Origin of the sequence: Enterobacter sp. HK169 (assembly GCF_001719105.1) — a bacterium.
Lineage (GTDB): Bacteria > Pseudomonadota > Gammaproteobacteria > Enterobacterales > Enterobacteriaceae > Enterobacter > Enterobacter asburiae_B.
The window spans coordinates 742589-764694 of the sequence record NZ_CP017087.1 but is presented as its reverse complement, the minus strand read 5'-3'; the positions used below and the strand labels follow the sequence as shown (position 1 = coordinate 764694).

At 56.4% G+C, this 22106-nt stretch carries 19 protein-coding genes and 1 pseudogene; 8 read left to right on the top strand and 12 right to left on the bottom strand.

What is annotated here, in order from left to right; genetic code table 11:
• Positions 1 to 26 precede the first annotated feature (26 nt).
• Positions 27 to 1909, top strand: a pseudogene (locus EnteroDNA1_RS03705) (potassium transporter Kup).
• A 39-nt stretch (positions 1910 to 1948) separates the two neighbouring features.
• Here EnteroDNA1_RS03705 and EnteroDNA1_RS03700 read toward each other — a convergent pair.
• From EnteroDNA1_RS03700 to EnteroDNA1_RS03670, 7 genes are read right to left on the bottom strand one after another with little or no spacing between them, the layout of a single operon-like run.
• Entirely contained in the window at positions 1949 to 3175 is a 1227-nt protein-coding gene (locus EnteroDNA1_RS03700; RefSeq protein WP_069302878.1) for a Zn-dependent hydrolase, read from the bottom strand.
• A complete protein-coding gene (locus EnteroDNA1_RS03695; protein ID WP_063439027.1) occupies positions 3172 to 3654 on the bottom strand; it encodes an L-2-amino-thiazoline-4-carboxylic acid hydrolase in 483 nt (160 codons plus the stop codon). Before EnteroDNA1_RS03695 ends, EnteroDNA1_RS03700 begins: the two co-directional genes overlap by 4 nt.
• 18 nt (positions 3655 to 3672) lie before the next feature.
• Positions 3673 to 4830, bottom strand: a complete 1158-nt coding sequence (locus EnteroDNA1_RS03690; protein ID WP_069302877.1) for a branched-chain amino acid ABC transporter substrate-binding protein — start codon at positions 4828 to 4830, stop codon at positions 3673 to 3675.
• 28 nt (positions 4831 to 4858) lie between these two features.
• Entirely contained in the window at positions 4859 to 5578 is a 720-nt protein-coding gene (locus EnteroDNA1_RS03685) for an ABC transporter ATP-binding protein (protein WP_069302876.1), read from the bottom strand.
• Positions 5571 to 6338, bottom strand: coding sequence for an ABC transporter ATP-binding protein (locus tag EnteroDNA1_RS03680; RefSeq protein WP_058840975.1), 768 nt, complete (start codon positions 6336 to 6338; stop codon positions 5571 to 5573). The genes EnteroDNA1_RS03685 and EnteroDNA1_RS03680 overlap by 8 nt, the downstream gene beginning before the upstream one ends.
• Positions 6335 to 7441: a branched-chain amino acid ABC transporter permease gene (locus tag EnteroDNA1_RS03675; protein WP_069302875.1), complete on the bottom strand. Its 1107-nt coding sequence runs from the start codon at positions 7439 to 7441 to the stop codon at positions 6335 to 6337. The genes EnteroDNA1_RS03680 and EnteroDNA1_RS03675 overlap by 4 nt, the downstream gene beginning before the upstream one ends.
• A gap of 8 nt (positions 7442 to 7449) precedes the next feature.
• Entirely contained in the window at positions 7450 to 8400 is a 951-nt protein-coding gene (locus EnteroDNA1_RS03670; RefSeq protein WP_069302874.1) for a branched-chain amino acid ABC transporter permease, read from the bottom strand.
• 170 nt (positions 8401 to 8570) lie between these two features.
• On the opposite strand from EnteroDNA1_RS03670, the gene EnteroDNA1_RS03665 reads away from it, so the two are divergent.
• Entirely contained in the window at positions 8571 to 9515 is a 945-nt protein-coding gene (locus tag EnteroDNA1_RS03665; protein ID WP_069302873.1) for a LysR substrate-binding domain-containing protein, read from the top strand.
• A 55-nt stretch (positions 9516 to 9570) separates the two neighbouring features.
• Here EnteroDNA1_RS03665 and EnteroDNA1_RS03660 read toward each other — a convergent pair whose 3' ends face one another.
• The gene (locus EnteroDNA1_RS03660; RefSeq protein WP_069302872.1) at positions 9571 to 10680 is read right to left on the bottom strand and encodes a porin OmpC; all 1110 of its coding nucleotides are present in this window, start codon (positions 10678 to 10680) and stop codon (positions 9571 to 9573) included.
• Positions 10681 to 11310: 630 nt separating this feature from the next.
• The gene (gene yddG, locus EnteroDNA1_RS03655; RefSeq protein ID WP_047060943.1) at positions 11311 to 12189 is read right to left on the bottom strand and encodes an aromatic amino acid DMT transporter YddG; all 879 of its coding nucleotides are present in this window, start codon (positions 12187 to 12189) and stop codon (positions 11311 to 11313) included.
• 221 nt (positions 12190 to 12410) lie between these two features.
• Here yddG and fdnG point away from each other — a divergent pair, with 221 nt between their 5' ends.
• The 3 genes from fdnG to fdnI are packed head-to-tail and all read left to right on the top strand — an operon-like array spanning position 12411 to position 17003.
• Positions 12411 to 15458: a formate dehydrogenase-N subunit alpha gene (gene fdnG, locus EnteroDNA1_RS03645; protein WP_139295503.1), complete on the top strand. Its 3048-nt coding sequence runs from the start codon at positions 12411 to 12413 to the stop codon at positions 15456 to 15458.
• An 11-nt stretch (positions 15459 to 15469) separates the two neighbouring features.
• On the top strand, positions 15470 to 16354 hold the full coding sequence (gene fdxH, locus EnteroDNA1_RS03640) for a formate dehydrogenase subunit beta (protein WP_069302870.1): 885 nt from the start codon (positions 15470 to 15472) through the stop codon (positions 16352 to 16354).
• Entirely contained in the window at positions 16347 to 17003 is a 657-nt protein-coding gene (fdnI, locus tag EnteroDNA1_RS03635) for a formate dehydrogenase-N subunit gamma (protein ID WP_069302869.1), read from the top strand. The genes fdxH and fdnI overlap by 8 nt, the downstream gene beginning before the upstream one ends.
• A 71-nt stretch (positions 17004 to 17074) precedes the next feature.
• Here the strand turns inward: fdnI and EnteroDNA1_RS03630 are convergent, their stop codons facing one another.
• Complete coding sequence (locus EnteroDNA1_RS03630) at positions 17075 to 17398, bottom strand: CcdB family protein (RefSeq protein WP_069302868.1); 324 nt, start codon at positions 17396 to 17398, stop codon at positions 17075 to 17077.
• 288 nt (positions 17399 to 17686) lie between these two features.
• Positions 17687 to 18505, bottom strand: coding sequence for a polyphosphate kinase 2 (gene ppk2, locus EnteroDNA1_RS03625; RefSeq protein ID WP_033145639.1), 819 nt, complete (start codon positions 18503 to 18505; stop codon positions 17687 to 17689).
• Positions 18506 to 18766: 261 nt separating this feature from the next.
• On the opposite strand from ppk2, the gene EnteroDNA1_RS03620 reads away from it, so the two are divergent.
• From EnteroDNA1_RS03620 to araJ, 3 genes are all read left to right on the top strand, one after another.
• Entirely contained in the window at positions 18767 to 19135 is a 369-nt protein-coding gene (locus EnteroDNA1_RS03620) for a hypothetical protein (RefSeq protein WP_033145638.1), read from the top strand.
• A complete protein-coding gene (locus tag EnteroDNA1_RS03615; protein ID WP_069302867.1) occupies positions 19135 to 19641 on the top strand; it encodes a YbjP/YqhG family protein in 507 nt (168 codons plus the stop codon). Before EnteroDNA1_RS03620 ends, EnteroDNA1_RS03615 begins: the two co-directional genes overlap by 1 nt.
• A gap of 189 nt (positions 19642 to 19830) precedes the next feature.
• Positions 19831 to 21006 carry an MFS transporter AraJ gene (araJ, locus tag EnteroDNA1_RS03610; protein WP_064672593.1) on the top strand — a complete coding sequence of 392 codons (1176 nt, stop codon included), beginning with the start codon at positions 19831 to 19833 and terminating at the stop codon, positions 21004 to 21006.
• A gap of 6 nt (positions 21007 to 21012) precedes the next feature.
• On the opposite strand, the gene EnteroDNA1_RS03605 is transcribed toward araJ, so the two are convergent.
• Complete coding sequence (locus tag EnteroDNA1_RS03605) at positions 21013 to 22104, bottom strand: alkylhydroperoxidase domain protein (RefSeq protein WP_064672592.1); 1092 nt, start codon at positions 22102 to 22104, stop codon at positions 21013 to 21015.
• Positions 22105 to 22106: the final 2 nt, after the last annotated feature.

Below are 22106 nucleotides of genomic sequence, written 5' to 3'. Positions count from 1 at the left end.
GGATTATCTGACTCTTGCTGGAAAATATGAGCCCTCGCCACAGCAGTGAACCGTCCCAACCGCTCTCCCGGTTAACCCTGCTTGCAGGGGGCGCGCTGGGCGTCGTTTTTGGTGATATCGGCACCAGCCCGCTTTATACCTTCCGCACGGTGCTGTCGCTCTCTGAGCATGACCCTACGCCCGGCGTCATACTGGGCCTGCTCTCCCTGATTACCTGGACACTCATCCTGGTAACGTCCATAAAATATGCCGCCTTCGCCATGCGAATTGATAATCATGGCGAGGGGGCATCATGGCCTTAATGTCGCTTCTGGTGGAGAAAGGCAAAGGCGGGCGCTGGGTCATTTTTTCCGCCCTTATCGGCGCCGCTTTAATTTACGGTGACGGCGCGATAACCCCGGCTATCTCCGTGCTTTCTGCCCTTGAAGGGCTGGAGATGGTCATTCCTGAATCTCAGCCGTACATATTACCCCTGACGGTGGCGGTTCTGCTGGGGCTGTTTCTTCTTCAGCCTTTTGGTACCGCTCGCATAGGGAAAATATTTGGCCCGGTCATGGCGGTTTGGTTTTTGGCGATTGCTGCCCTGGGCGTGCGGGGGATCGTTCAACACCCCTCGGTATTGCTGGCCCTCAACCCTGCGTACGGCATCGCGTTTTTGTTTTCGAACGGGTACACCAGTTTCCTGGTCCTGGGCGGCGTTTTTCTCTGCGTGACGGGGGCCGAGGCCCTGTATGCAGACATGGGGCATTTTGGCAAAAAGCCCATCTGGCTTGCCTGGTACGGCATCGTCTTTCCTTCGCTGCTGCTCAACTATGCCGGCCAGTCAGCGCTGATTCTGGCCGGTGCCGACAGCAAACAAAACCTTTTCTATACGCTCTGTCCGCCGGTGCTGCAGGTTCCGCTCATCATTCTTGCCGCGCTGGCGACGATCATCGCCAGTCAGGCGATTATTACCGGCGCTTTTTCCATGACGCGCCAGGCCATACAGCTTGGCTGGTTACCCCGATTACGCATCAAGCAGACGGCGGCGGAAAGCTACGGCCAGATTTATATCGGGATAATCAACTGGCTGCTGATGGGGGTGACCATCGGGCTGGTGGTGTTCTTTAAATCCTCCGATAAGCTCGCCGCCGCGTACGGCATTGCCGTGTCGTTAACCATGCTGATGACCACGTGGCTGCTGTTTGTGGCAATGCGCGAAGTGTGGCGCTGGAGCCTGGCCAGCAGCGCGGTGATTGCCCTCTGTTTCCTGGTGATTGATGCCACCTTCTTGTTTGCCAATCTGATTAAGGTCCTGGAGGGCGGCTATATTCCGCTCCTGATGGCCGCCGCTATTTGTACGGTGATGCTGATCTGGCACCGCGGCGTTAAGGCGGTATCCGCATCGGTGGGCGAGAAGGGCGTCAGCGTGGATGCGTTCTTTGCCCAGCTTCAGCAAAAGACGGTGCCCAGAGTGGCGGGCTCCGCCGTCTTTTTGACCCGGACACAAAACAATATCCCGCCGGTCATGCGCTGGCACGTCGCGCGAAACCGGGCGCTACAGCAGGATGTGTTGTCGCTTACCATTGATATTCTGAATGTGCCCTACGTGGGGGAAGAACAACGCATCAGGGTAGAGCAGCGCGCGCCGGGCTACTGGCACGGCGTGGCGCAGTATGGCTTTATGGAACACCCGGACATCCCGCGTTTGCTGCAGGGTGTCAGCGAGATTAACGCGCTTTTCGCCACGGATGACGCCACCTGGTATGTCGGGCATGAAACCATTGTGGCAGGCGAGGGTGAGGCAGGAATGGCGGCCTGGCAACGGCACATCTTTGCGTTCATGAAGCGCAACTGCACGCACGTCATCAACCACTATCACCTTCCCAGCGATCGGGTTGTCGAAATCAGCCGACGCGTTGCCGTGTAGACTCTGGCGAAAGCAGAGGTCCTCTGCTTTCGCACCGTTCTATCTCTCCAGGGCCGCGGACAGAACGCTATGCAATAACACGTTCGCCCCTTTTTCCGCCCACTCCGGCAGGATCCTCTCCGCTTCGTTATGGCTGATGCCTTTCACGCAGGGGATAAAGATCATGCTGGCGGGCGCCATTTTGCTGACATAGCAGGCGTCGTGTCCCGCACCGGAGACCATCGGTTTCGACGAATAGCCCAGTTCCGCCACGGCCTTCTCCGAACGCGCCAGGCATTCGGCATCAAACGCGATGGGCGCGTAGTCAAAAATGCGCTCAACGGCAGCCGCGACGCCGCGCAGGCTGAGGCTTTCAGCCACCTTATGCAGCGCCGCTTCCATGGCTTCCAGCGCCTGCTGCATAGGGTGGCGAAACTCAACGCTGCATTCCACACGAGACGGCACAACGTTGCGCGAGTTTGGCGTAACCTTCGCCATACCGATCGTCGCGCGTCCGTCCGGCGCATGCCGGTAGCCAATCTCTTCCACCTTCAGCGCCAGCTCTGCGAAGGCGGTCAGCGCGTCGCGGCGGCTGTGCATCGGCGTCGTGCCCGCGTGGGCGGCGAATCCGTCCAGCGTCAGGGTAAACCAGCGCTGGCCCATTGCCGCGCGGACTAACCCGATATCGATGGCTTCATCTTCCAGGATCGGGCCCTGTTCGATGTGCAGTTCGTAGCAGGCGTGAACGGGAAACGCGCGGGCAGGGGTTTCACCCCGGTAGCCAATGCTCTCCAGCGCTTCACCCACGGTAGTGCCTTCGTTATCCGCGCGGGCATGCGCGTACGCTTCGCTAAACTGTCCCGTCCAGACCCCTGAAGAGAGCATGGCCGGCGCAAAGCGCGCGCCTTCTTCGTTAGTCCAGTTCACCAGCACAACGTCACGTTCAGTCTCAACGTTATGGTCGTTAAGGGTTCGCAGCAGCTCCAGCCCGGCCAGCACGCCGTAAACACCGTCGTAGTTACCGCCCAGCGGCTGGGTATCCACATGTGAACCCGTCATGACCGGGGCAAGCTGCGGGTTTTTCCCCGCGCGACGGATAAACATATTGCCCATGCTGTCGACGTCGCAGGTGAAACCCGCATCCAGCGCCCAGTCGCGCAGCAGGTTACGCGCAATACGATCTTCCTCGCTCAGCGCCAGACGGGTCACGCCGCCGGCGGGCGTGCCGCCGATCTGCGCCATCATCTCAAGCGTTGACCACAGCCGTGCGGCGTTGACGCGGATCATGTCTTGTCCTTACTGCTGCGGTAGCGGAAATCACAGCACGAACCGCCCTGCATGATGGTGGTCGTGCGGGTCAGCTTTACGTCCGGCGCATAGCCAACGATGAATTTTTCATCGCGCGCGCAGGAGAGCAGATGACCAATCTCGCCCAGCCCCATTTCGTGATACATCTCCGCGTAGCGGCAGCGGGTCACGTTGTAGTTGTACTGCTGGTCGTCAGCGTCGATCACCTTCACGTCCAGGGCGTTATCTTTCTCCCACAGATACTGCAGGGCGATGAAGCTCTTGACGTCCGTGCCGTTGGGTTCTTTGCTGGCAAACGCTTTGCCTGCGTCAATCGCGGCCTGCTCAATGGCCTCGCCAATGACCGCCTGGGCGCGGGTTTTCCCTATCTCGCGCACCAGGATTTCATAAATTGGCTTTATAATTTCTGCTTCAATTTTGCGGCGGGCGAGAATGCCCAGCTCGTTATTATCACTCATCACATTGCCCTCGCTGCGTTACTTCGCTTTTGCACCACCCAGCACGGTCTGCGGCTGCCATTTGCCGTCGACAACTTTGTAAACGGTGAACGACGGCGATTTCAGGTTACCTTCTTTATCAAACGCGATCTGGCCGGTGACGCCGGAGTAGCTGATGGCGCGCAGGGCGGGCAGATAGTCGGACGGCTCAACGGAGTCTGCTTTTTCCATCGCCGCAACCAGCACGCGGGTGGCGTCATAGGCGAACGGGGCGTGCAGTTCGATATGGGTATGGTAGCGGGACTGATATGCCTGTTCGAATGCCTTTCCACCCGGCATCCGGTCAACGGGCAGACCCGGCTCCAGCGCCACCACGCCTTCGCCTTCTTTCTGCGCCAGCTGCAGGAACGTCTGGCTGACAAATCCGCCTGCGCCCATCAGCGTGGCGTTCATGCCCAGCTGTTTGATACGACGCGCCAGCGGTGCAGCCTGGCTATCGACGCCGCCGAAGAAGATCAGATCGGCGTTTTTACTCCGGATGGCGGTCAGCACGGCGCTGAAATCCACCGTTTTGTCATCAACGTACTGACGATCGACAACCTTCACGCCCTGCGCTTCAAGGGATTTAATAAACTGGTCCGCCAGTCCCTGACCAAAGGCGGTACGGTCGTCGATCACCGCAATGCGTTTGGCTTTCAGCGTATTGACCGCGTACTGACCGGCTAGCTGACCGCCGTCGTCGTCGTGGCCCATCACGCGGAAGCTGGTATCAAAACCCTGTTTGGTATAGGCGTGACCGGTCGCGACCGGTGCCACCTGTGCGATGCCCGCATCGTGATAGACGCGTGCGGCAGGAATGCTTGTTCCGGTGTTCCAGTGACCGACAACGCCCGCCACGCCGCTATCCACCAGACGCTGCGCCACGGCCACGGCGGTGCGCGGGTCGGACTGATCGTCTTCGGACTGCAGTTTGAAGGTCACCGCTTTGCCACCGATGGTCGGGTGCTGCTTGTTAATGTCGTCAATGGCCAGCTGTGCGCCGTTCTCCAGATCCTTACCTATACGGGCAGACGGGCCGGTGAGCGGGCCTGCCAGCCCGATAACCACGGTTTCGCCATCGGCGGCCCAGGCTCCGGTAGAGGCAAAGCTGCCGAGGAGGATAGCGGCGCTAAGCGCACTGATTTTTACTGTTTTCATTGTATTTCCCTGATGTTGGCTGGTGTTGTTAAACGGGCATTTCGCCCAAATAAATCTGTGCAATCTGGTCGTCATTGAGCAGCGCTTTCGATTCGCCATGATGAACAATGCTGCCGCTGTCCATCACCCACGCGCTGTCGGTGACTTCCAGCGCGAGACGGGCGTTTTGTTCGATGAGCAGCAGGGCAACGCCGCGCTCGCGCAGGCCGGCAATGACGGCAAAAATGTTCTCGACCATCTTCGGGGCAAGGCCCATCGAGGGTTCGTCGAGGATCAGCAGGCGCGGGCGGCTGAGCAGGGCGCGGTTAAGGGCCAGCAGCTGTTGCTCACCGCCGGACAGCAGGCCAGCGAGCTGATGCTGGCGTTCTCCCAGGCGCGGGAAGCGCTCGAAGGTCTCGTTCATCTCACGCTTAACGGTGACAGTGTCACGCCTGAGCCAGGCGCCCATCTGCAGGTTTTCCAGCACCGTCATTCGGGAGAAGATCCCCCGGCCTTCCGGGACCATCACCAGACCGTCACGGAGCAGGGTTTCGGGCCTGTGCTTACGCACCGCTTTACCGTTGAATTCAATACGGCCGCTAAAGCTTTCCAGCCCGGTAATAGCGCGCACCGTGGAGCTTTTCCCCGCGCCGTTAGCGCCGATCAGCGTAGCCTGTTCGCCCTCGCGCAGGGTAAAAGAGACATCGCGTACGGCCTGAATGCCGCCGTAATGCACGTCCACGCGTTCCACCTTCAGTAATTCAGACATGGGCGTTGCCTCCAAGCCAGGCGGCGATCACCGCCGGGTCGCGACGCACGCTCTCCGGCGTGCCGCTGGCGAGCGTTTTGCCGTAATCAAGCACCGTCAGGCGATCGCAGATGCCCATCACCAGCTTGACGTCATGTTCAATCATCAGCAGGGTTTTGCCGTCATCGCGAAGGCGGATAAGCAGCTCGCCGAGCGCCACTTTTTCAGCAGCGTTCATACCGGCGGCGGGTTCGTCCAGCGCCAGCAGCAGCGGATCCGTTGCCAGCGCGCGGGCAATCTCCAGACGTCGCTGATGGCCATACGCCAGATCGCAGGCGCGGTAGTGGGCGAACTTCGCAATGCCGGTGTACTCCAGCCAGTGCCAGGCCAGCTCCCGGGTCTGCGTCTCTTCCGCGCGAGCGCGTTTGTGGCGGCTGAGCGCGGCCCACAGGCCGTTACGGGTGCGCACGTGGCGGCCCACCATCACGTTTTCCAGCACCGACATGTCGTTAAAGAGGCGCACGTTCTGGAAGGTGCGCGCGATCCCGGCGGCGGTGACTTTCTCAATGTGCTTTGGGAAATAGGGCTTATCGGCAATGGAAAATTCACCGCTGTCCGCCGGATAAAGCCCGGTGATCAGGTTAAAACAGGTGGTTTTTCCCGCCCCGTTAGGACCAATCAGGCCGTAGATCTCGCCCTTGTTCACGGTAATCGAAACGTCATCCACGGCGGTAAGCCCGCCGAAGCGTTTGGACATGTTGCGTACGGTTAACAGACTCATGTATTCACCTCCTTGTGGCGTACCGGCCAGATCCCGGCAGGACGCACCAGCATGACCAGCACCAGCGCCAGGCCGTAGAACAGCTGACGCAGCACTTCCGGGTCAATCAGTACCGTACCGAACAGCGCCTGCTGAACCGGGGCTGCCTGACTGCGCAGCAGTTCCGGCAGGGCGGTGAGCAGTATCGCGCCGAGGATCACGCCCGGAATGTGTCCCATCCCGCCCAGCACCACCATCGCCAGCACGGCAATGGATTCCTGTAACGTGAAGGATTCCGGGGAGACAAAGCCCTGGAACGCGCCGAACAGGGCACCCGCCACGCCGCCAAAAGAGGCACCCATCGCAAAGGCCAACAGCTTATAGTTACGCACGTTGATGCCCATCGCGCGGGCCACATCCTCATCTTCACGGATGGCGTGCCAGGCGCGGCCAATACGGGAATGCTGCAGGCGCAGGCAGACAAAAATAATCGCCACAATCACCAGCATCAGCAGGTAGTACCACAGCCACAGGGCGGGCACTTTGAAACCAAACCAGTGGTATACGCCGCTGAACTTCAGGCCGAACAGATTCAGCGTATCCACCCCGGTAATGCCCTTTGCACCGTTGGTGATGTTCACCGGACGGTCGAGGTTGCGCATCAGGATGCGGATGATTTCGCCAAAGCCGAGGGTCACTATCGCAAGGTAGTCCCCGCGCAGCTTCAGCGTGGGAGCACCCAGTAAAATGCCGCAGACCGCAGCGACGAGCGCCGCCAGCGGAATAATCAGCAGATATGAGGTGTGCAGCCCGTCCGGGAACCAGACGTTGAGGATCGGGAAAACCTCCAGCAGGTGTGGCGAGGCCATCAGCGCGGCGAGATAGGCGCCGACCGCGTAAAATGCGATAAACCCCATATCCAGCAGGCCGGTATAGCCGACCACAATATTGAGCCCCAGCGCCAGCATGATGTAGAGCAGGGCGAAGTCGATAACGCGCACCCAGTAGTTGCCGCCAAGCTGCGTGGCCACCACGGGAGCAACCAGCAGCGCGAGGCAGAACAGAATCATGCCTGACCAGAATTTGCGCGTCGTCGCCGGGGTTTGTAGTTGAAGCGTTGTCATTGTTTCCCTCACGCCCTGTGCGCTACGCGCTCGCCCAGCAGGCCTGCCGGACGGAAGACCAGCACCAGAATCAGAACCATGAAGGCAAAGACGTCCTGATAGTTACTGCCGAAGACGCCGTGGGTCAGTTCACCCAGGTAACCTGCGCCCAGCGCTTCGATAATGCCGAGCAGGATCCCGCCAATCATGGCGCCACGAATGTTGCCAATGCCTCCCAGCACGGCGGCGGTAAAGGCTTTGATCCCGGGCAAAAAGCCCATCGAGAAGCTGGCGTTGCCGTAGTTGCTGGCCATCATGACGCCTGCCAGCGCGGCAAATACGCCGCCAATGGCGAACGTCAGGGTAATAATGGCATTGGGGTTAACCCCCATCAGCGTGGCCACGCGCGGGTTTTCCGCCACGGCGCGCATGCCGCGCCCCAGGCGGGTGTATTCCACCAGCAGCCATAGCCCCGTCATCACCGCAAGCGCCAGCGCCACGGTAACAATGCCGGTGACGGTCACAATGGCGGGGGGATGCATTTCACTTCCCGACGTTACGGCGATCGGTTCCATGGGCAGGATCTGCGGGAACATCAGCGGATTGCGCGTCCAGATAATCATCGCCACGGTTTGCAGCAGGACCGAGACGCCGATACCCGAAATAAGCGGTGCCAGGCGCGGCGCGTTGCGCAGTCGACGGTAGGCAAAGCGCTCTACGGCCATTGCCAGCAGGGCGCAAACGGCCATGGCAATCGCCAGGGCAACGCCAAGCTGCAACAGCAGCGGCATGTGAGGAAAGGTAGTGTTCAGGGCGTTAATGGCGGAAAGGGTGGTGAGCGCACCGACCATCAGAATATCGCCGTGAGCAAAGTTAATAATGCGCAAGATGCCATACACCATGGTATAGCCCAGCGCGATCAGCGCGTAAATGCTGCCCAGCATCACACCGTTGATCAATTGTTGTATGAGTGTATCCAACGTCTGTTCCCGCAAAGTCTTCTTTCTGCGGCTACCATCCGATAAATGAATTTAATTGTAAAATACACATATATTATTTCTTATGATAAACCGCTATTGTTTTATCTTAATGATTTATATAAAGATAATGTAATGGCGTTCCCGGCTAAAAAGCCTAAAGAAATCAACATATGAATAAAACAGAACAATCGGCGGGTTTGCCTGCGTATGCAGACAGTCGCCTGGCAAACGATCCGCCGCTTCGGGCTGTCCGTGCCTTTGAGGCCATCGCCCGGCTGGGCAGCGTCACGCTTGCCGCGCAGGAGCTGGATATCTCACCGTCGGCGGTCAGCCATCAGCTCAAGGTGCTCGAAGGGTATCTGCAAATGCCGCTGACGGCGCGTCAGGGGCGCAGGCTGGTGCTGAGCCAGCACGGACGGGAATATTACCGTTCGATCCGTGCGGCGTTTAACGTGCTGCGCCAGGCAACGGAGCATCTGGCCGGGCAGGCGCAAACGCGTCAGGTCACCATCAGCCTGATCCCGCTTTTTGGCATGGGGTGGTTTATCCCGCGTCTGCCTGATTTTATGCGTGCCAATCCGCAGACCGAGATCAACGTAGTGTATGCCAACCACCGTAACTATCTGAGCGATGCATCGGATATGTCGATTCGTTTTGGTAACGGCCAGTGGGCGGGCTATCAGAGCGAAAAGCTGATTTCCGGACAGATGGTGCCGGTGTGCAGCCGCGCGTTTTTGCGCATTCATGGCCATATCGACACGCCTGAGCAACTGCTGCAAATGCCGCTGCTGCATGATGAGGAGCGCACCACGTGGCCGCAGTGGTTTCTGCTGCAGGGGGTAAAACGTCCTCTTCGGCGCAGCGGCCCCCTGTTTGAAGACGGGCTGTTAACGCTGGCAGGCGTGCAGGCCGGGCTGGGCTGCGCGCTGATGCGCGAGCCGCTGATCGCGCCTTATCTTGAGAGCGGCGAGCTGGTGAAGATATTTGACTCACCCATCGATGACGGGCGCGACTATCACCTCTGCGTGCGTTCGGATTCGGAGATGACCGAGGACGGTAAGCTGCTGCAAAACTGGCTGCGCCGGGCGGCGAGCGGGGAGCCGTCATCCGGGTAAAAGTGACGGATAAAAAAAAGCCAGCTTATTCAGCTGGCTTTTGTACAGACAAGATTTAGAACTGGTAGGTCAGACCCAGCGCAACGATGTTGTCGGTACCGATGCCTGCCTGGCGAGTGAACTGGTTGTCGTCGAGCAGGTTGATTTTGTAATCCACGTAGGTGGACATGTTTTTGTTAAAATAGTAGGTCGTGCCAACATCGATGTATTTAACCAGATCCTGGTCGCCGAAGTTCTCGATGTCTTTACCTTTAGACTGCAGGTAAGCAATGGATGGGCGCAGGCCAAAGTCGAACTGATACTGAGCCACAACTTCGAAGTTTTGCGCCTTGTTTGCAAAACCGTAGATGTCGCTGCGATTACCGTTAGAGGTACCGAAGCGGGTTGCGTTATAGGTCTGAGAGTACTGTGCAGCAAGGTAAATGTTGTTTGCGTCGTATTTCACACCACCGCTGTACACTTCAGCGCGGTCGCCTTCACCGTATACGCCAGCCGCATTCTGGTCAGCGGTACGACGTGAAGAGGACATTGCGCCACCCACGCTGAAGCCTTCACCCAGATCGTAAGTCAGGGACGCGCCGTAACCGTCGCCGTTCTGGTTCAGCAGGCTGCGACCGTTGGTGTTTTCACCGCTTACGCTGCCGTTTTTGCCCTGATACTGCAGAGCAAAGTTCAGGCCGTCAACCAGACCAAAGAAGTCCTGGTTACGGTAGGTCGCAACGCCGTTTGCACGAGACTGCAGGAAGTTGTCGGCACCGTAGGTGTCGCCGCCGAATTCTGGCAGGACGTCGGTCCAGGAGGTCACGTCGTAAATTACGCCGTAGTTACGACCGTAATCAAAGGAGCCTGCTTCAGCAAACTTCAGACCTGCAAACGCCACACGGGTCCAGGACTGGTTGTCGCCTTCGTCTTTGTTACCCTGAATCTGGTATTCCCACTGGCCGTAGCCGGACAGCTGGTCGTTAACCTGGGTTTCGCCCTTGAAGCCGATACGCATGTAGGTTTTATCGCCATCTGCGCCAGCGTCATCAGAGAAATAGTGCAGACCTGTTACTTTACCGTACAGATCCAGCTTGTTACCGTCTTTGTTGTAAATTTCGGCAGCGTTAACAACGCCTGCTGCCAGCATGGAAGTGACTGCCACTGCAACTAATTTAAGTTTCATCTTAAATGTTCCTTATAATTTTTTTTGAGTATTTCCTGAACCACTGTAAACGATTTCTAAACGAGGCTGTTCGTCAATGGCATGCTATTTTTAAAAATCTCGTAGTCTTATTTCAATAATAAGTTTCAAAATATTAGAGATAATTTCAATTAGTGTGATCTCGATCGTGCAAAAAGGCGATTATTCAAACAATGCGACCGAATTTCATACGATTAATAATTGTGTATTCTGCGGGACTATTGCTATCGCTATAATTTCTGCGTGTTTTAGTCTATTGCGTTAGATTTCGGTATTGTCGATGCTTTGAGGGGGTTATTATTATTGTTTTGACTTAAGAACAGTAGGTTAGGGGTAAATCACGACGTATATTGCGAATATTGCCATGAACACGTCAGAAATGAATTATTGCATTTAATGCTATCCATGACGTTAATATTCGCAGTTAATTAATTTCATGGTGTTGTCAGTTTGTGTCAATTATCTTTTCGGCCGTTTACAGAAGACGGCAAATATAAACCGAATTTAAACGGAAATGCGATAATTATGATAAATATTCCGAGGAGCGATCACACTTTAAATTTATGTTAATTATGTTGCCGGGCTGAAATTCGCCCGGCCGTTAGAGAAGCATTATTTTCTTGTTGCGTACCAGCAGAGCAACGACCCGGCGCAGACCATCAGCGCGCCTTGCCAGAACGAGAATGAGAGGGGCGAACTCAGCACTGCGGCGGCAAGCGCGGCGGAGAGAACAGGGGTAAAATAGGATACGGCAGCGAGTACCGTGACGTTACCGTGAAGGATGCCAATATTCCATGCGGCGTAACCAAACCCAAGCGCAATACCGCACATGACCAGTTTCACCATCACCGGAAGCGTGAACACCATCTCGGGCTGATCGCTCAGGAAATATTTCACCCACAGGCTCAGCGCGGTCAGCAAAACAAACAGGGTAATGCCGTTTTGTCCTTTCGCAAATTTGCTGGTGACAGTGCAGTAGGCGGCCCAGATAAATGCCCCGGCAAACGCCAGCGCGTAGCTCAGCGGGCTGGAAACGATATTGCGGGTTATTTCATCAAGATGTAAACCCTGTTCTCCGCCCAATACCCAGCATACGCCCAGCAATGAGACGGCTAAGCCGGGGATCACCCACAGGGTAGATTTCTGCCCGTTGAACAAGATGGCAAACACAATAGTCAGGCTCGGCCAAAGGTAATTGACCATGCCCACTTCAATAGCCTGCGATCGCGTTGCGGCATAGCCCAGCGACAGCGCCAGGCATATTTCGTAGCTGACAAATAAAACGCTGCCGGCAATAAGATAGCGGGGTGAAAACCGCCTGATATCAGGAAATCCTACCGTCACCAGACACAGTAATCCGCTGAGGGTGTAGATCATCGCCGCACCGCCTACCGGGCCCAGTCCCTCACTCACGCTGCGAATAAGGCCGACCATGGTGCTCCATAGCAGTATTGCCGCCAGCCCAATAAGCGTTGCTCTCTTTCTGTCCATTACTTCGCCATTGCAATAAAAATCAGAGGAAAAATGTATCGCATTCATCCTGACGCTGTCGCCAATTATTCTCTTAAACCGTTAATCAAAAAGGAGTATTTAAAGGTTCCGGGGGTGACTATTAAGGGGGTGAAGGCAGATGACCTTGATTTGACGCAAAAAAAACAGGGGCTTTGCTGTTAGTTTGCGGCGCGAAGTCTTATATGAAAACGAGGACAACAATGGACGTCAGCCGCAGACAATTTTTTAAAATCTGCGCGGGCGGTATGGCCGGAACAACGGCAGCCATGCTGGGATTTGCTCCCAAAATGGCGCTGGCTCAGGCACGCAACTATAAGCTGCTGCGCGCGAAAGAGATCCGTAACACCTGCACATACTGCTCCGTAGGTTGTGGGCTTTTGATGTATAGCCTGGGCGATGGCGCGAAGAACGCCAGAGAAGCGATTTACCATATTGAAGGGGATCCGGATCATCCGGTGAGCCGCGGGGCGCTTTGCCCTAAAGGGGCGGGGCTGCTGGACTACGTTCACAGCGAAAACCGCCTGCGCTACCCGGAATACCGCGCGCCGGGTTCCGACAAGTGGCAGCGTATCTCCTGGGATGAGGCCTTCTCCCGTATTGCCAAATTAATGAAAGCCGACCGCGACGCCAACTTTATTGAAAAGAACGCCCAGGGCGTAACGGTTAACCGCTGGCTTTCCACCGGGATGCTGTGCGCGTCTGCGGCGAGTAATGAAACCGGCATGCTGACGCAAAAATTTGTGCGCTCTCTCGGCATGCTGGCGGTAGACAACCAGGCGCGCGTCTGACACGGACCAACGGTAGCAAGTCTTGCTCCAACATTTGGTCGCGGTGCGATGACCAACCACTGGGTTGATATCAAAAACGCTAACGTCGTGGTGGTGATGGGCGGTAACGCCGCGGAAGCCCATCCGGTGGGGTTCCGCTGGGCGATGGAAGCGAAAAACAACAACGATGCGACGCTTATCGTCGTCGATCCGCGCTTTACGCGTACGGCATCGGTTGCCGATATCTATGCGCCAATCCGCTCCGGTACGGACATTACGTTCCTGTCCGGCGTGCTGCTGTACCTGATCGAAAACAACAAAATTAACGCGGAATACGTTAAGCACTACACCAACGCGAACCTGCTGGTGCGGGATGATTTTGCCTTCGATGACGGGCTGTTTAGCGGCTATGACGCCGAAAAACGCCAGTACGATAAAACGTCCTGGAACTATCAGTTCGATGAAAACGGCTACGCGCTGCGTGATGAAACCCTGACGCACCCGCGCTGCGTGTGGAACCTGCTAAAACAGCACGTTTCCCGCTATACGCCGGAGGTGGTGGAAAACATCTGCGGCACGCCGAAAGCGGACTTCCTGAAGGTGTGTGAAGTGCTTGCCTCCACCAGCGCCGCCGACAGAACCACCACGTTCCTGTACGCGCTGGGCTGGACGCAGCACACCGTTGGCGCGCAGAACATCCGCACCATGGCGATGATCCAGCTGCTGCTCGGCAACATGGGCATGGCGGGGGGCGGCGTAAACGCGCTGCGCGGGCACTCCAACATTCAGGGGCTGACCGACCTCGGTCTGCTCTCCACCAGCCTGCCGGGCTACCTGACGCTGCCGTCGGAAAAGCAGGCCGACCTGCAAACGTATCTTGAGGCCAATACGCCGAAAGCGACGCTGCCGGACCAGGTGAACTACTGGAGCAACTATCCGAAGTTCTACGTCAGCCTGATGAAATCCTTCTACGGCGACGCGGCGCAGAAGGAGAACGACTGGGGCTTTGAGTGGCTGCCGAAGTGGGACCAGGCTTACGACGTCATCAAGTATTTCAACATGATGGATAAGGGCGACGTCACGGGGTATATCTGCCAGGGCTTTAACCCGGTGGCCTCCTTCCCGGACAAAAATAAAGTCGTTCGCAGCCTGAGCAAGCTGAAGTACATGGTGGTTATCGATCCGCTGGTGACCGAAACGTCCACCTTCTGGCAGAACCATGGGGAATCGAACGATGTCGATCCGGCGTCGATTCAGACCGAAGTGTTCCGCCTGCCGTCCACCTGCTTTGCGGAAGAGGACGGTTCGATTGCCAACTCCGGCCGCTGGCTGCAGTGGCACTGGAAAGGCCAGGATGCGCCGGGCGAAGCGCGTAACGACGGCGAAATCCTGGCCGGGATTTACCATCGCCTGCGCGAAATGTACCGCACCGAAGGCGGCAAGGGCGCTGAGCCGCTGCTGAAGATGGGCTGGAGCTACAAGCAGCCTGACCATCCTGAGTCAGAGGAAGTCGCCAAAGAGAACAACGGCGTGGCGCTGGCGGATCTCTATGACGCCAGCGGCAACCTGGTGGCGAAGAAAGGCCAGCTGCTGAACAGCTTCGCGCTGCTGCGTGATGACGGCACGACGGCGTCGTCCTGCTGGATCTACACCGGCAGCTGGACGGAGCAGGGCAACCAGATGGCCAACCGCGACAACGCCGACCCGTCCGGGCTGGGCAATACGCTGGGCTGGGCATGGGCGTGGCCGCTGAACCGTCGCGTGCTGTACAACCGCGCGTCTGCAGACGTAAACGGCAGGCCGTGGGATCCGAAACGCATGCTGATCCAGTGGAACGGGGCGAAGTGGGCAGGGAACGATATCCCGGACTACAACACCGCCGCGCCGGGCAGCAACACCGGGCCATTCATCATGCAGCCGGAAGGGCTGGGACGCCTGTTTGCCCTCAACAAGCTGGCGGAAGGGCCGTTCCCGGAACACTACGAGCCGATGGAAACGCCGCTCGGCACCAACCCGCTGCATCCGAACGTGGTCTCCAGCCCGGTGGTGCGTATCTACGAAGAGGACGTCCTGCGCTTAGGCAAAAAGGACAAGTTCCCGTACGTAGGGACGACCTATCGCCTGACCGAGCATTTCCACACCTGGACCAAGCACGCGCGGCTTAACGCTATCGTGCAGCCGGAACAGTTTGTGGAGATCAGCGAGACGCTGGCGAAGGCGAAAGGCATCGCCAACGGCGACCGCGTGAAGGTGAGCAGCAAGCGCGGCTTTATTCGCGCGGTGGCGGTGGTGACCCGTCGTCTTCAATGCCTGAACGTGCACGGCCAGCAGGTGGAAACCGTCGGGATCCCACTGCACTGGGGCTTTGAGGGCGTGGCGCAGAAAGGCTACATCGCCAATACCCTGACGCCAAACGTCGGCGATTCCAACTCGCAAACGCCGGAGTACAAGGCGTTTCTGGTCAACATCGAGAAAGCGTAAGGAGCGATTCAATGGCGATGGAAACACAAGACGTTATCAAACGCTCCGCGACCAACCCGATTACCCCCGCGCCCCGCGCGCGGGACTATAAGGCAGAGGTCGCTAAGCTTATCGACGTCTCCTCCTGCGTAGGCTGTAAGGCCTGCCAGGTGGCCTGCTCGGAGTGGAACGATATCCGCGACGAGGTGGGGCACTGCGTGGGGGTCTACGACAATCCGGCGGATCTGAGCGCCAAATCCTGGACGGTGATGCGCTTTAGCGAAACCGACCAGAACGGCAGGCTGGAATGGCTCATCCGTAAAGACGGCTGTATGCACTGTGAAGATCCGGGCTGCCTGAAGGCGTGCCCGTCTGCCGGCGCAATTATCCAGTACGCCAACGGGATCGTCGACTTCCAGCAGGACAACTGCATCGGCTGCGGGTACTGCATCGCGGGCTGTCCGTTTAATATCCCGCGCCTCAATAAAGAGGATAACCGGGTATATAAATGCACCCTGTGCGTGGACCGCGTCAGCGTCGGACAGGAGCCTGCCTGCGTCAAGACCTGTCCGACCGGGGCGATCCACTTCGGCACCAAAAAAGAGATGCTGGACGTGGCGCAGGCGCGCATGGACAAGCTGAAAGCGCGCGGCTACGAGAATGCGGGCATTTATAACCCGCAGGGCGTGGGCGGTACGCACGTGATGTATGTGCTGCACCATAGCGACCAGCCGGAGCTGTACCACAACCTGCCGAAGGCTCCGGCGATCGATACCTCCATCAACCTCTGGAAAGGGGCGCTTAAGCCGCTTTCGGCGGCGGGCTTTATCGCCACCTTTGCCGGGCTGATTTATCACTACATCGGTATCGGGCCAAACAAAGAGGTGGATGAGGACGAGGAGGAGCATCATGAGTAAGTCGAAAACGATCGTGCGCACGAAGTTTGTTGACCGCGCCTGTCACTGGACGGTGGTGATTTGCTTCTTCCTGGTGGCGGTGTCGGGGATTTCGTTCTTCTTCCCGACACTGCAGTGGCTGACCGAAACCTTCGGCACGCCGCAGATGGGGCGCATTCTGCACCCGTTCTTCGGCGTGCTGATTTTCGTGGTGCTGATGTTTATGTTCGTGCGCTTTGTCCATCACAACATCCCGGACAGGCAGGATATCCCGTGGGTGAAAGGGATCGTCGAAGTCCTGAAGGGCAACGAGCATAAGGTCGCGAAGGTGGGAAAATACAACGCCGGGCAGAAAATGATGTTCTGGACCATCATGAGCATGATTTTTGTGCTTCTGGTGACCGGCGTGATTATCTGGCGCCCGTATTTTGCGCACTATTTTCCGATTCAGGTGATTCGCTACGCGCTGCTGATCCACGCCACCTCGGCCATCATTCTCATCCACGCCATCCTGATCCATATGTATATGGCATTCTGGGTAAAGGGATCGATTAAAGGGATGATTGAAGGGAAGGTGAGCCGCCGCTGGGCGCAGAAACACCACCCGCGCTGGTATCGTGATGTGGAACGACTGGAAGCGAAACGGGAAAGCACGGAAGGAATGAAGTAAGACCTGCGCCGTCGGCTTTGCCCGGCGGCGCTGCGCTTGCGCGGACAGGGCAAATGCCTGACCGGCTGGCGTCATGTATTAGTCAATAAACGATCAACTGCCGCTATAACGTCATGACGTGCGTTGCGTAAGTTACAAACAAAGTCTTTAGGATTTATTTTGTTATTGTTAAGGTTGGTTATCATTGGCGAATAAATCAGAAATGTTTCAAAATCGATATTTATGCCTGGAGCCAGATGGCTCTGCCATAACGGTAATTTATTATTTCTCGCGAGCGGCACAATGACGCGCGTGGCAAGATCATCATAACAATCATCCTGAATGAGCATATAATAGGGAAGCTTATCCCGGGTGGCCGCAGATGTATTTCGGAAAACATTAAATTGTCTCAGCATTAAAGCACCCTGAAAAACTCATCATCAGTAATGGTTCCATGTTTTTCGACAAACTCATTCATTGAGCGAATAAATGAACGATCCGCTTCTGATGGCTGACGCGGGTCAGCGGAGTCTGGTGCGGTGTTGCTCGACGGTTTTGCCGATTTTATGCGTTGGGTGGGGTGTGCTCTGCTGGGTATGTCATAGTATCTCCTTTGTTGGTGCGGTCATTATCAACCGCAGCCAACAAAAAACAATACCGTATCCCCTGGTAATCTACATTCTGCGAGGCGTATTCCAGTAATTTCAGAACCGCTCCTCCACATACCGGAACGGATATTTTGTGGGTTTGACTTTACCAATTTTACGTTTCGGTAAATCCACTTTTTCGACGTGAATTTCTTTATAGGGGATTTGGGTGAGCAGGTGAGAAATAATATTCAGACGCACGCGTTTTTTATCTTCTGAACGCGCTACAAACCACGGCGCCCAGGCGGTATCTGTCGCTTCAAACATGGCGTCGCGCGCGAGAGTATACTCGTCCCACAGGTTAAAGGACTTAATATCCATCGGCGATAGCTTCCATATTTTACGACCATCGTTAATACGGTCGCGCAGGCGGCGCTCCTGCTCTTTAGGCGTGACCTCCAGCCAGTACTTCAGCAGGATAATCCCGGCATCCACCATCGCTTTTTCCATCACCGGCGCACCATCAAGAAACTTCTCAACCTGCTCGGGGGTGCAGAATCCCATTACCCGCTCGACACCCGCGCGGTTGTACCAGCTGCGGTCGAAAATGACGATCTCCCCGGCGGCAGGCAGATGGGGAACATAACGCTGAAAATAGAGCTGGGTTTTCTCTTTCTCGGTGGGTGCAGGGAGGGCAACAACGCGAAACACGCGAGGGCTGACGCGTTCGGTGATCGCTTTAATGGTGCCGCCTTTACCCGCTCCGTCGCGTCCTTCAAAAACAATACACACTTTTAGCCCTTTGGCGACGACCCACTGCTGGAGCTTAACCAGTTCAACGTGGAGGCGACGTAGCTCTTGTTCATACTCTTTGGTCTTTAACGGAGCATTCTTTACGACATCAACAGCGACACTGGTTTTCTTTTTGCTTCCCATGATGGTCATCCTCAGATTGTCCGGCGCGGAAAAAAGCGAGGCCGCACTATGAAGTGTAATCCACCTGATATTATACGTATTGTTTTTAGGTAATTAATTTAACAACACTTTTTCAAGCAGTTACTTAGGTATTCACGAAGGTGCTTAGCACCCGTTCCCCTTTTAGAACGTCACGGATGCGAAAAATCAGCACGTTTAATCCCACACGCTAAATGTGGTTATCGTGATAATTTCGTTCTTATTTACTTAAAGGAACTAAGAATGAGTTGGAATAAAGAAGCTGCGGTTTCGTATCTCCGTTCACACGCTCTGGGGCACTCTCATAGTGAATGTGCGAAGTTTACCCGCCTGGCCATTCTGGCTGGAGGCGTTAAGGTGCCGAACACAGATTATGCAAAAGATTATGGGGCGCAGTTATTACGTGCTGGGTTCAGTGAGCTGCCGCCCGGCTCTACTTTAATTTCTGGCGATGTGGCTGTGATACAGCCGTATCCTGGCGGAAATGGCATAGGTCACATGACTATGTATGACGGTACGCAGTGGATTTCTGACTTTGTTCAAAAAAGCATGTATCCGGGGCCTGGGTACCGCAAAATGCAACCATCCTTTAAAATTTACAGGATGCACTGATGAAAAGGATATTTTTATCATTCGTTATGCTGCTGGTGGGATGTAGTTCGGCTGCCCGTCAAGATCAGAGCGCGCAAGACGCTACCGAATCATTTTATAAATCCTATCTTTCCGCATTCGGCAGCGATGAAGCCAGGCCTTATCCTGCCGACGCACTGCGTAAATATGTTTCTGCTGATACTATTGCTCGCATTAGCGCCATTCAGGAAATCTCTGAACAAGAGTTAATCGAATCTGATTATTTTACGTATACCCAGGATTACTCTCGCGATTGGATACCTGCGTTACGAGTGGGAAACGCAAGGCCATTTTTAAACGGTGAAGTAGTCCAGGTCATTGAGGGGGCGGGTGATGGAAGAAGCATACATCTTGAAGTCTTTCTTCGTCGTGAAGGTGATGCATGGAAAATCTACCGTGTTCGTGACATAACGAACAATCACGAGCACCCAATTTTCAATGCTGGCGCTATTACACGCGTTAAATCAGCGGCAGAAAGCGAACTGTAAAAGCTAAACCTTAAAACCTTTGTAGCCCTGACACCAGTCGGGGCTTTTTGTTTGCCATTCCCGCCGCGTAGCAATTGGAGAAAACTCCTGAATTAATGGATTAACCTGCCAGCCAACGGATTTGAACTGGCTCACCATACAAGATTATTCAATAATGTCCGTCGCGTGTGATTAACCAGTGGTTGAAGTATGAAAAAGACAATTTTTTCGTTGGCGCTTGGCACATTTGGCCTCGGAATGGCCGAATTTGGCATTATGGGCGTGTTAACCGAGCTGGCACATGACACCGGTATTTCGATTCCCTCCGCCGGGAATATGATCTCGTTTTATGCGTTCGGCGTGGTGATTGGCGCCCCGATTGTGGCGCTGTTCTCAGGCAAGTTTTCGTTAAAAACCACGCTGCTGTTTCTGGTGGCGATGTCCGCGGTCGGCAATGCCCTGTTCACGTTTTCCACGTCCTATTTCTGGCTGGCGGTGGGGCGGCTGATTTCCGGCTTTCCGCACGGGGCTATTTTTGGCGTCGGGGCGATTATCCTGTCTAAAATTGCGCCTCCGGGTAAGGTGACGGTCGCGGTGGCTGGGATGATCGCCGGCATGACCGTGGCCAACCTGATGGGCGTTCCGCTGGGGACCTGGCTCGGGCACCAGTTTAGCTGGCGCTATACCTTTTTTCTGATTGCCGTGTTCGATGCGCTGGTGATCCTTTCGGTTCTGCTCTGGGTGCCGGACATCCGCGACACATCAGAAATCAAATTAACCGAGCAGTTCCACTTTCTGAAAAAACCAGAACCCTGGCTGATTTTTGCCGCCACCATGTTTGGCAACGCCGGGGTGTTCGCGTGGTTCAGCTTCGTTAAGCCGTTTATGGTCAACGTCTCCGGTTATTCAGAAGGGATGATGACGGCCATCATGATGCTGATGGGGCTTGGCATGGTGTTGGGCAATCTGCTGAGCGGTAAGCTCTCGGGGCGTTTTAGCCCGCTGCGCATTGCGGCCACCACCGACATGGTGATTGTCGCCTCGTTGCTGCTGCTTTTCGCCTTTGGTGAACTGAAAACGGCCTCGCTGGTCATGGGCTTTATCTGCTGCGCCGGGCTGTTCGCGCTCTCTGCGCCGCTACAAATTCTGCTTCTGCAAAATGCGAAGGGCGGTGAGATGCTGGGGGCGGCAGGGGGACAGATGGCGTTTAATCTCGGCAGTGCAATTGGCGCGTACTTTGGCGGGATGATGATTGTCCTCGGCTTTAGCTGGCGTTACGTCACGCTGCCGGCGGCAATACTTTCGTTCTCGGCCATGAGTGCACTGCTGATCTACGGCCACCTGCGGGCCAGACGGGCTCAGGCTAACGCTCGCGCGCTAGCCTGACAGATTTCAGGCAAGCCAGGGCTCACCCAGGGTCAGCATCAGGCGGTTGGCCCAGGCGAAGAACGCGGCGGACTGCACCAGATCGAGCTGCGCTAAGGTATCCAGCCCCTCTTTTTCCAGCGCGGCAAGGTGCAGCGGCGTGGCGGCAGGCGGCGTGACCGACAGCGCCGCCGCAAAATCGATTTCCGCCTGCCAGCGTGCGGATTGCCCCTCGCTCAGGGACTGCCCCGGCCTCACGGCCAGCAGGGCTTCTACCGCCGCGTCATCCTTTGACAGCTGGCTGGCTTTACGCGCATGGACAGATGCGCAGTAAATGCAGCCGTTGATTTTACTGGCGACCGTTGCGGCCAGCTCGCGCTCGGCGCGCGGCAATCCCCCCGATGTATAAAAAATGCCTTTATCCGTTAACGTGCGCTGTTCAAGCACCGGCAGGTTGCGCGCCAGCAGGCGGAAGTACTCGGAATCGGTATGGCCAAATTTCGCCAGGATGGCAACCTCATCGTCACTGAAATCCGCCAGCGGTTTGGCCGCTATCCACGGTTCCCATCCCAGCTCCTGCTGGGTGAACGCGACGGGGGCCGCCTTTCCGGTGACCGTTGTTGCGGTCGTGTGCCAGATGCCTGCCGCCACCGGCGCATCGCTTTTGGCGACGGGCCTGTCATTCAGCAGCCGCAGCCCGGTGATGAGTCGGCTCTGGAAGCTCACAAACGCAATAAGCTGCGCCAGGGTAACAATGCCTTCCTTGCTCCATCCCGCCTGGGTCAGCGCCCTTAACGCTGCGGGCGTCGCTTCGACGGGGGAGAACGTCAGCAGCCGCGCGAAATTCAGCGCCGGGGTCAGGCGTTCTGAGGTGGGGTCGGCCAGGCCAAACCCCGCATAGTGTGCTGCCAGCGCCTCCGCGCTGTGCCACCTGGCGACTTTTGCCGCCACGGCGAAGCGCTCGTCGAGTGCAAAATCAGCATCCTGCTGGCTAAAGAGGATTTCGTAGCTGCCCTGCGCGTGTCGCGTGGCGGCATCACGCGTGGCGCGCGCCTCTGCCAGAGGGGAACCGGGTTTAATTTCCGCCAGCTCGGCGAGAATGTCCTGACTTAACGACATAG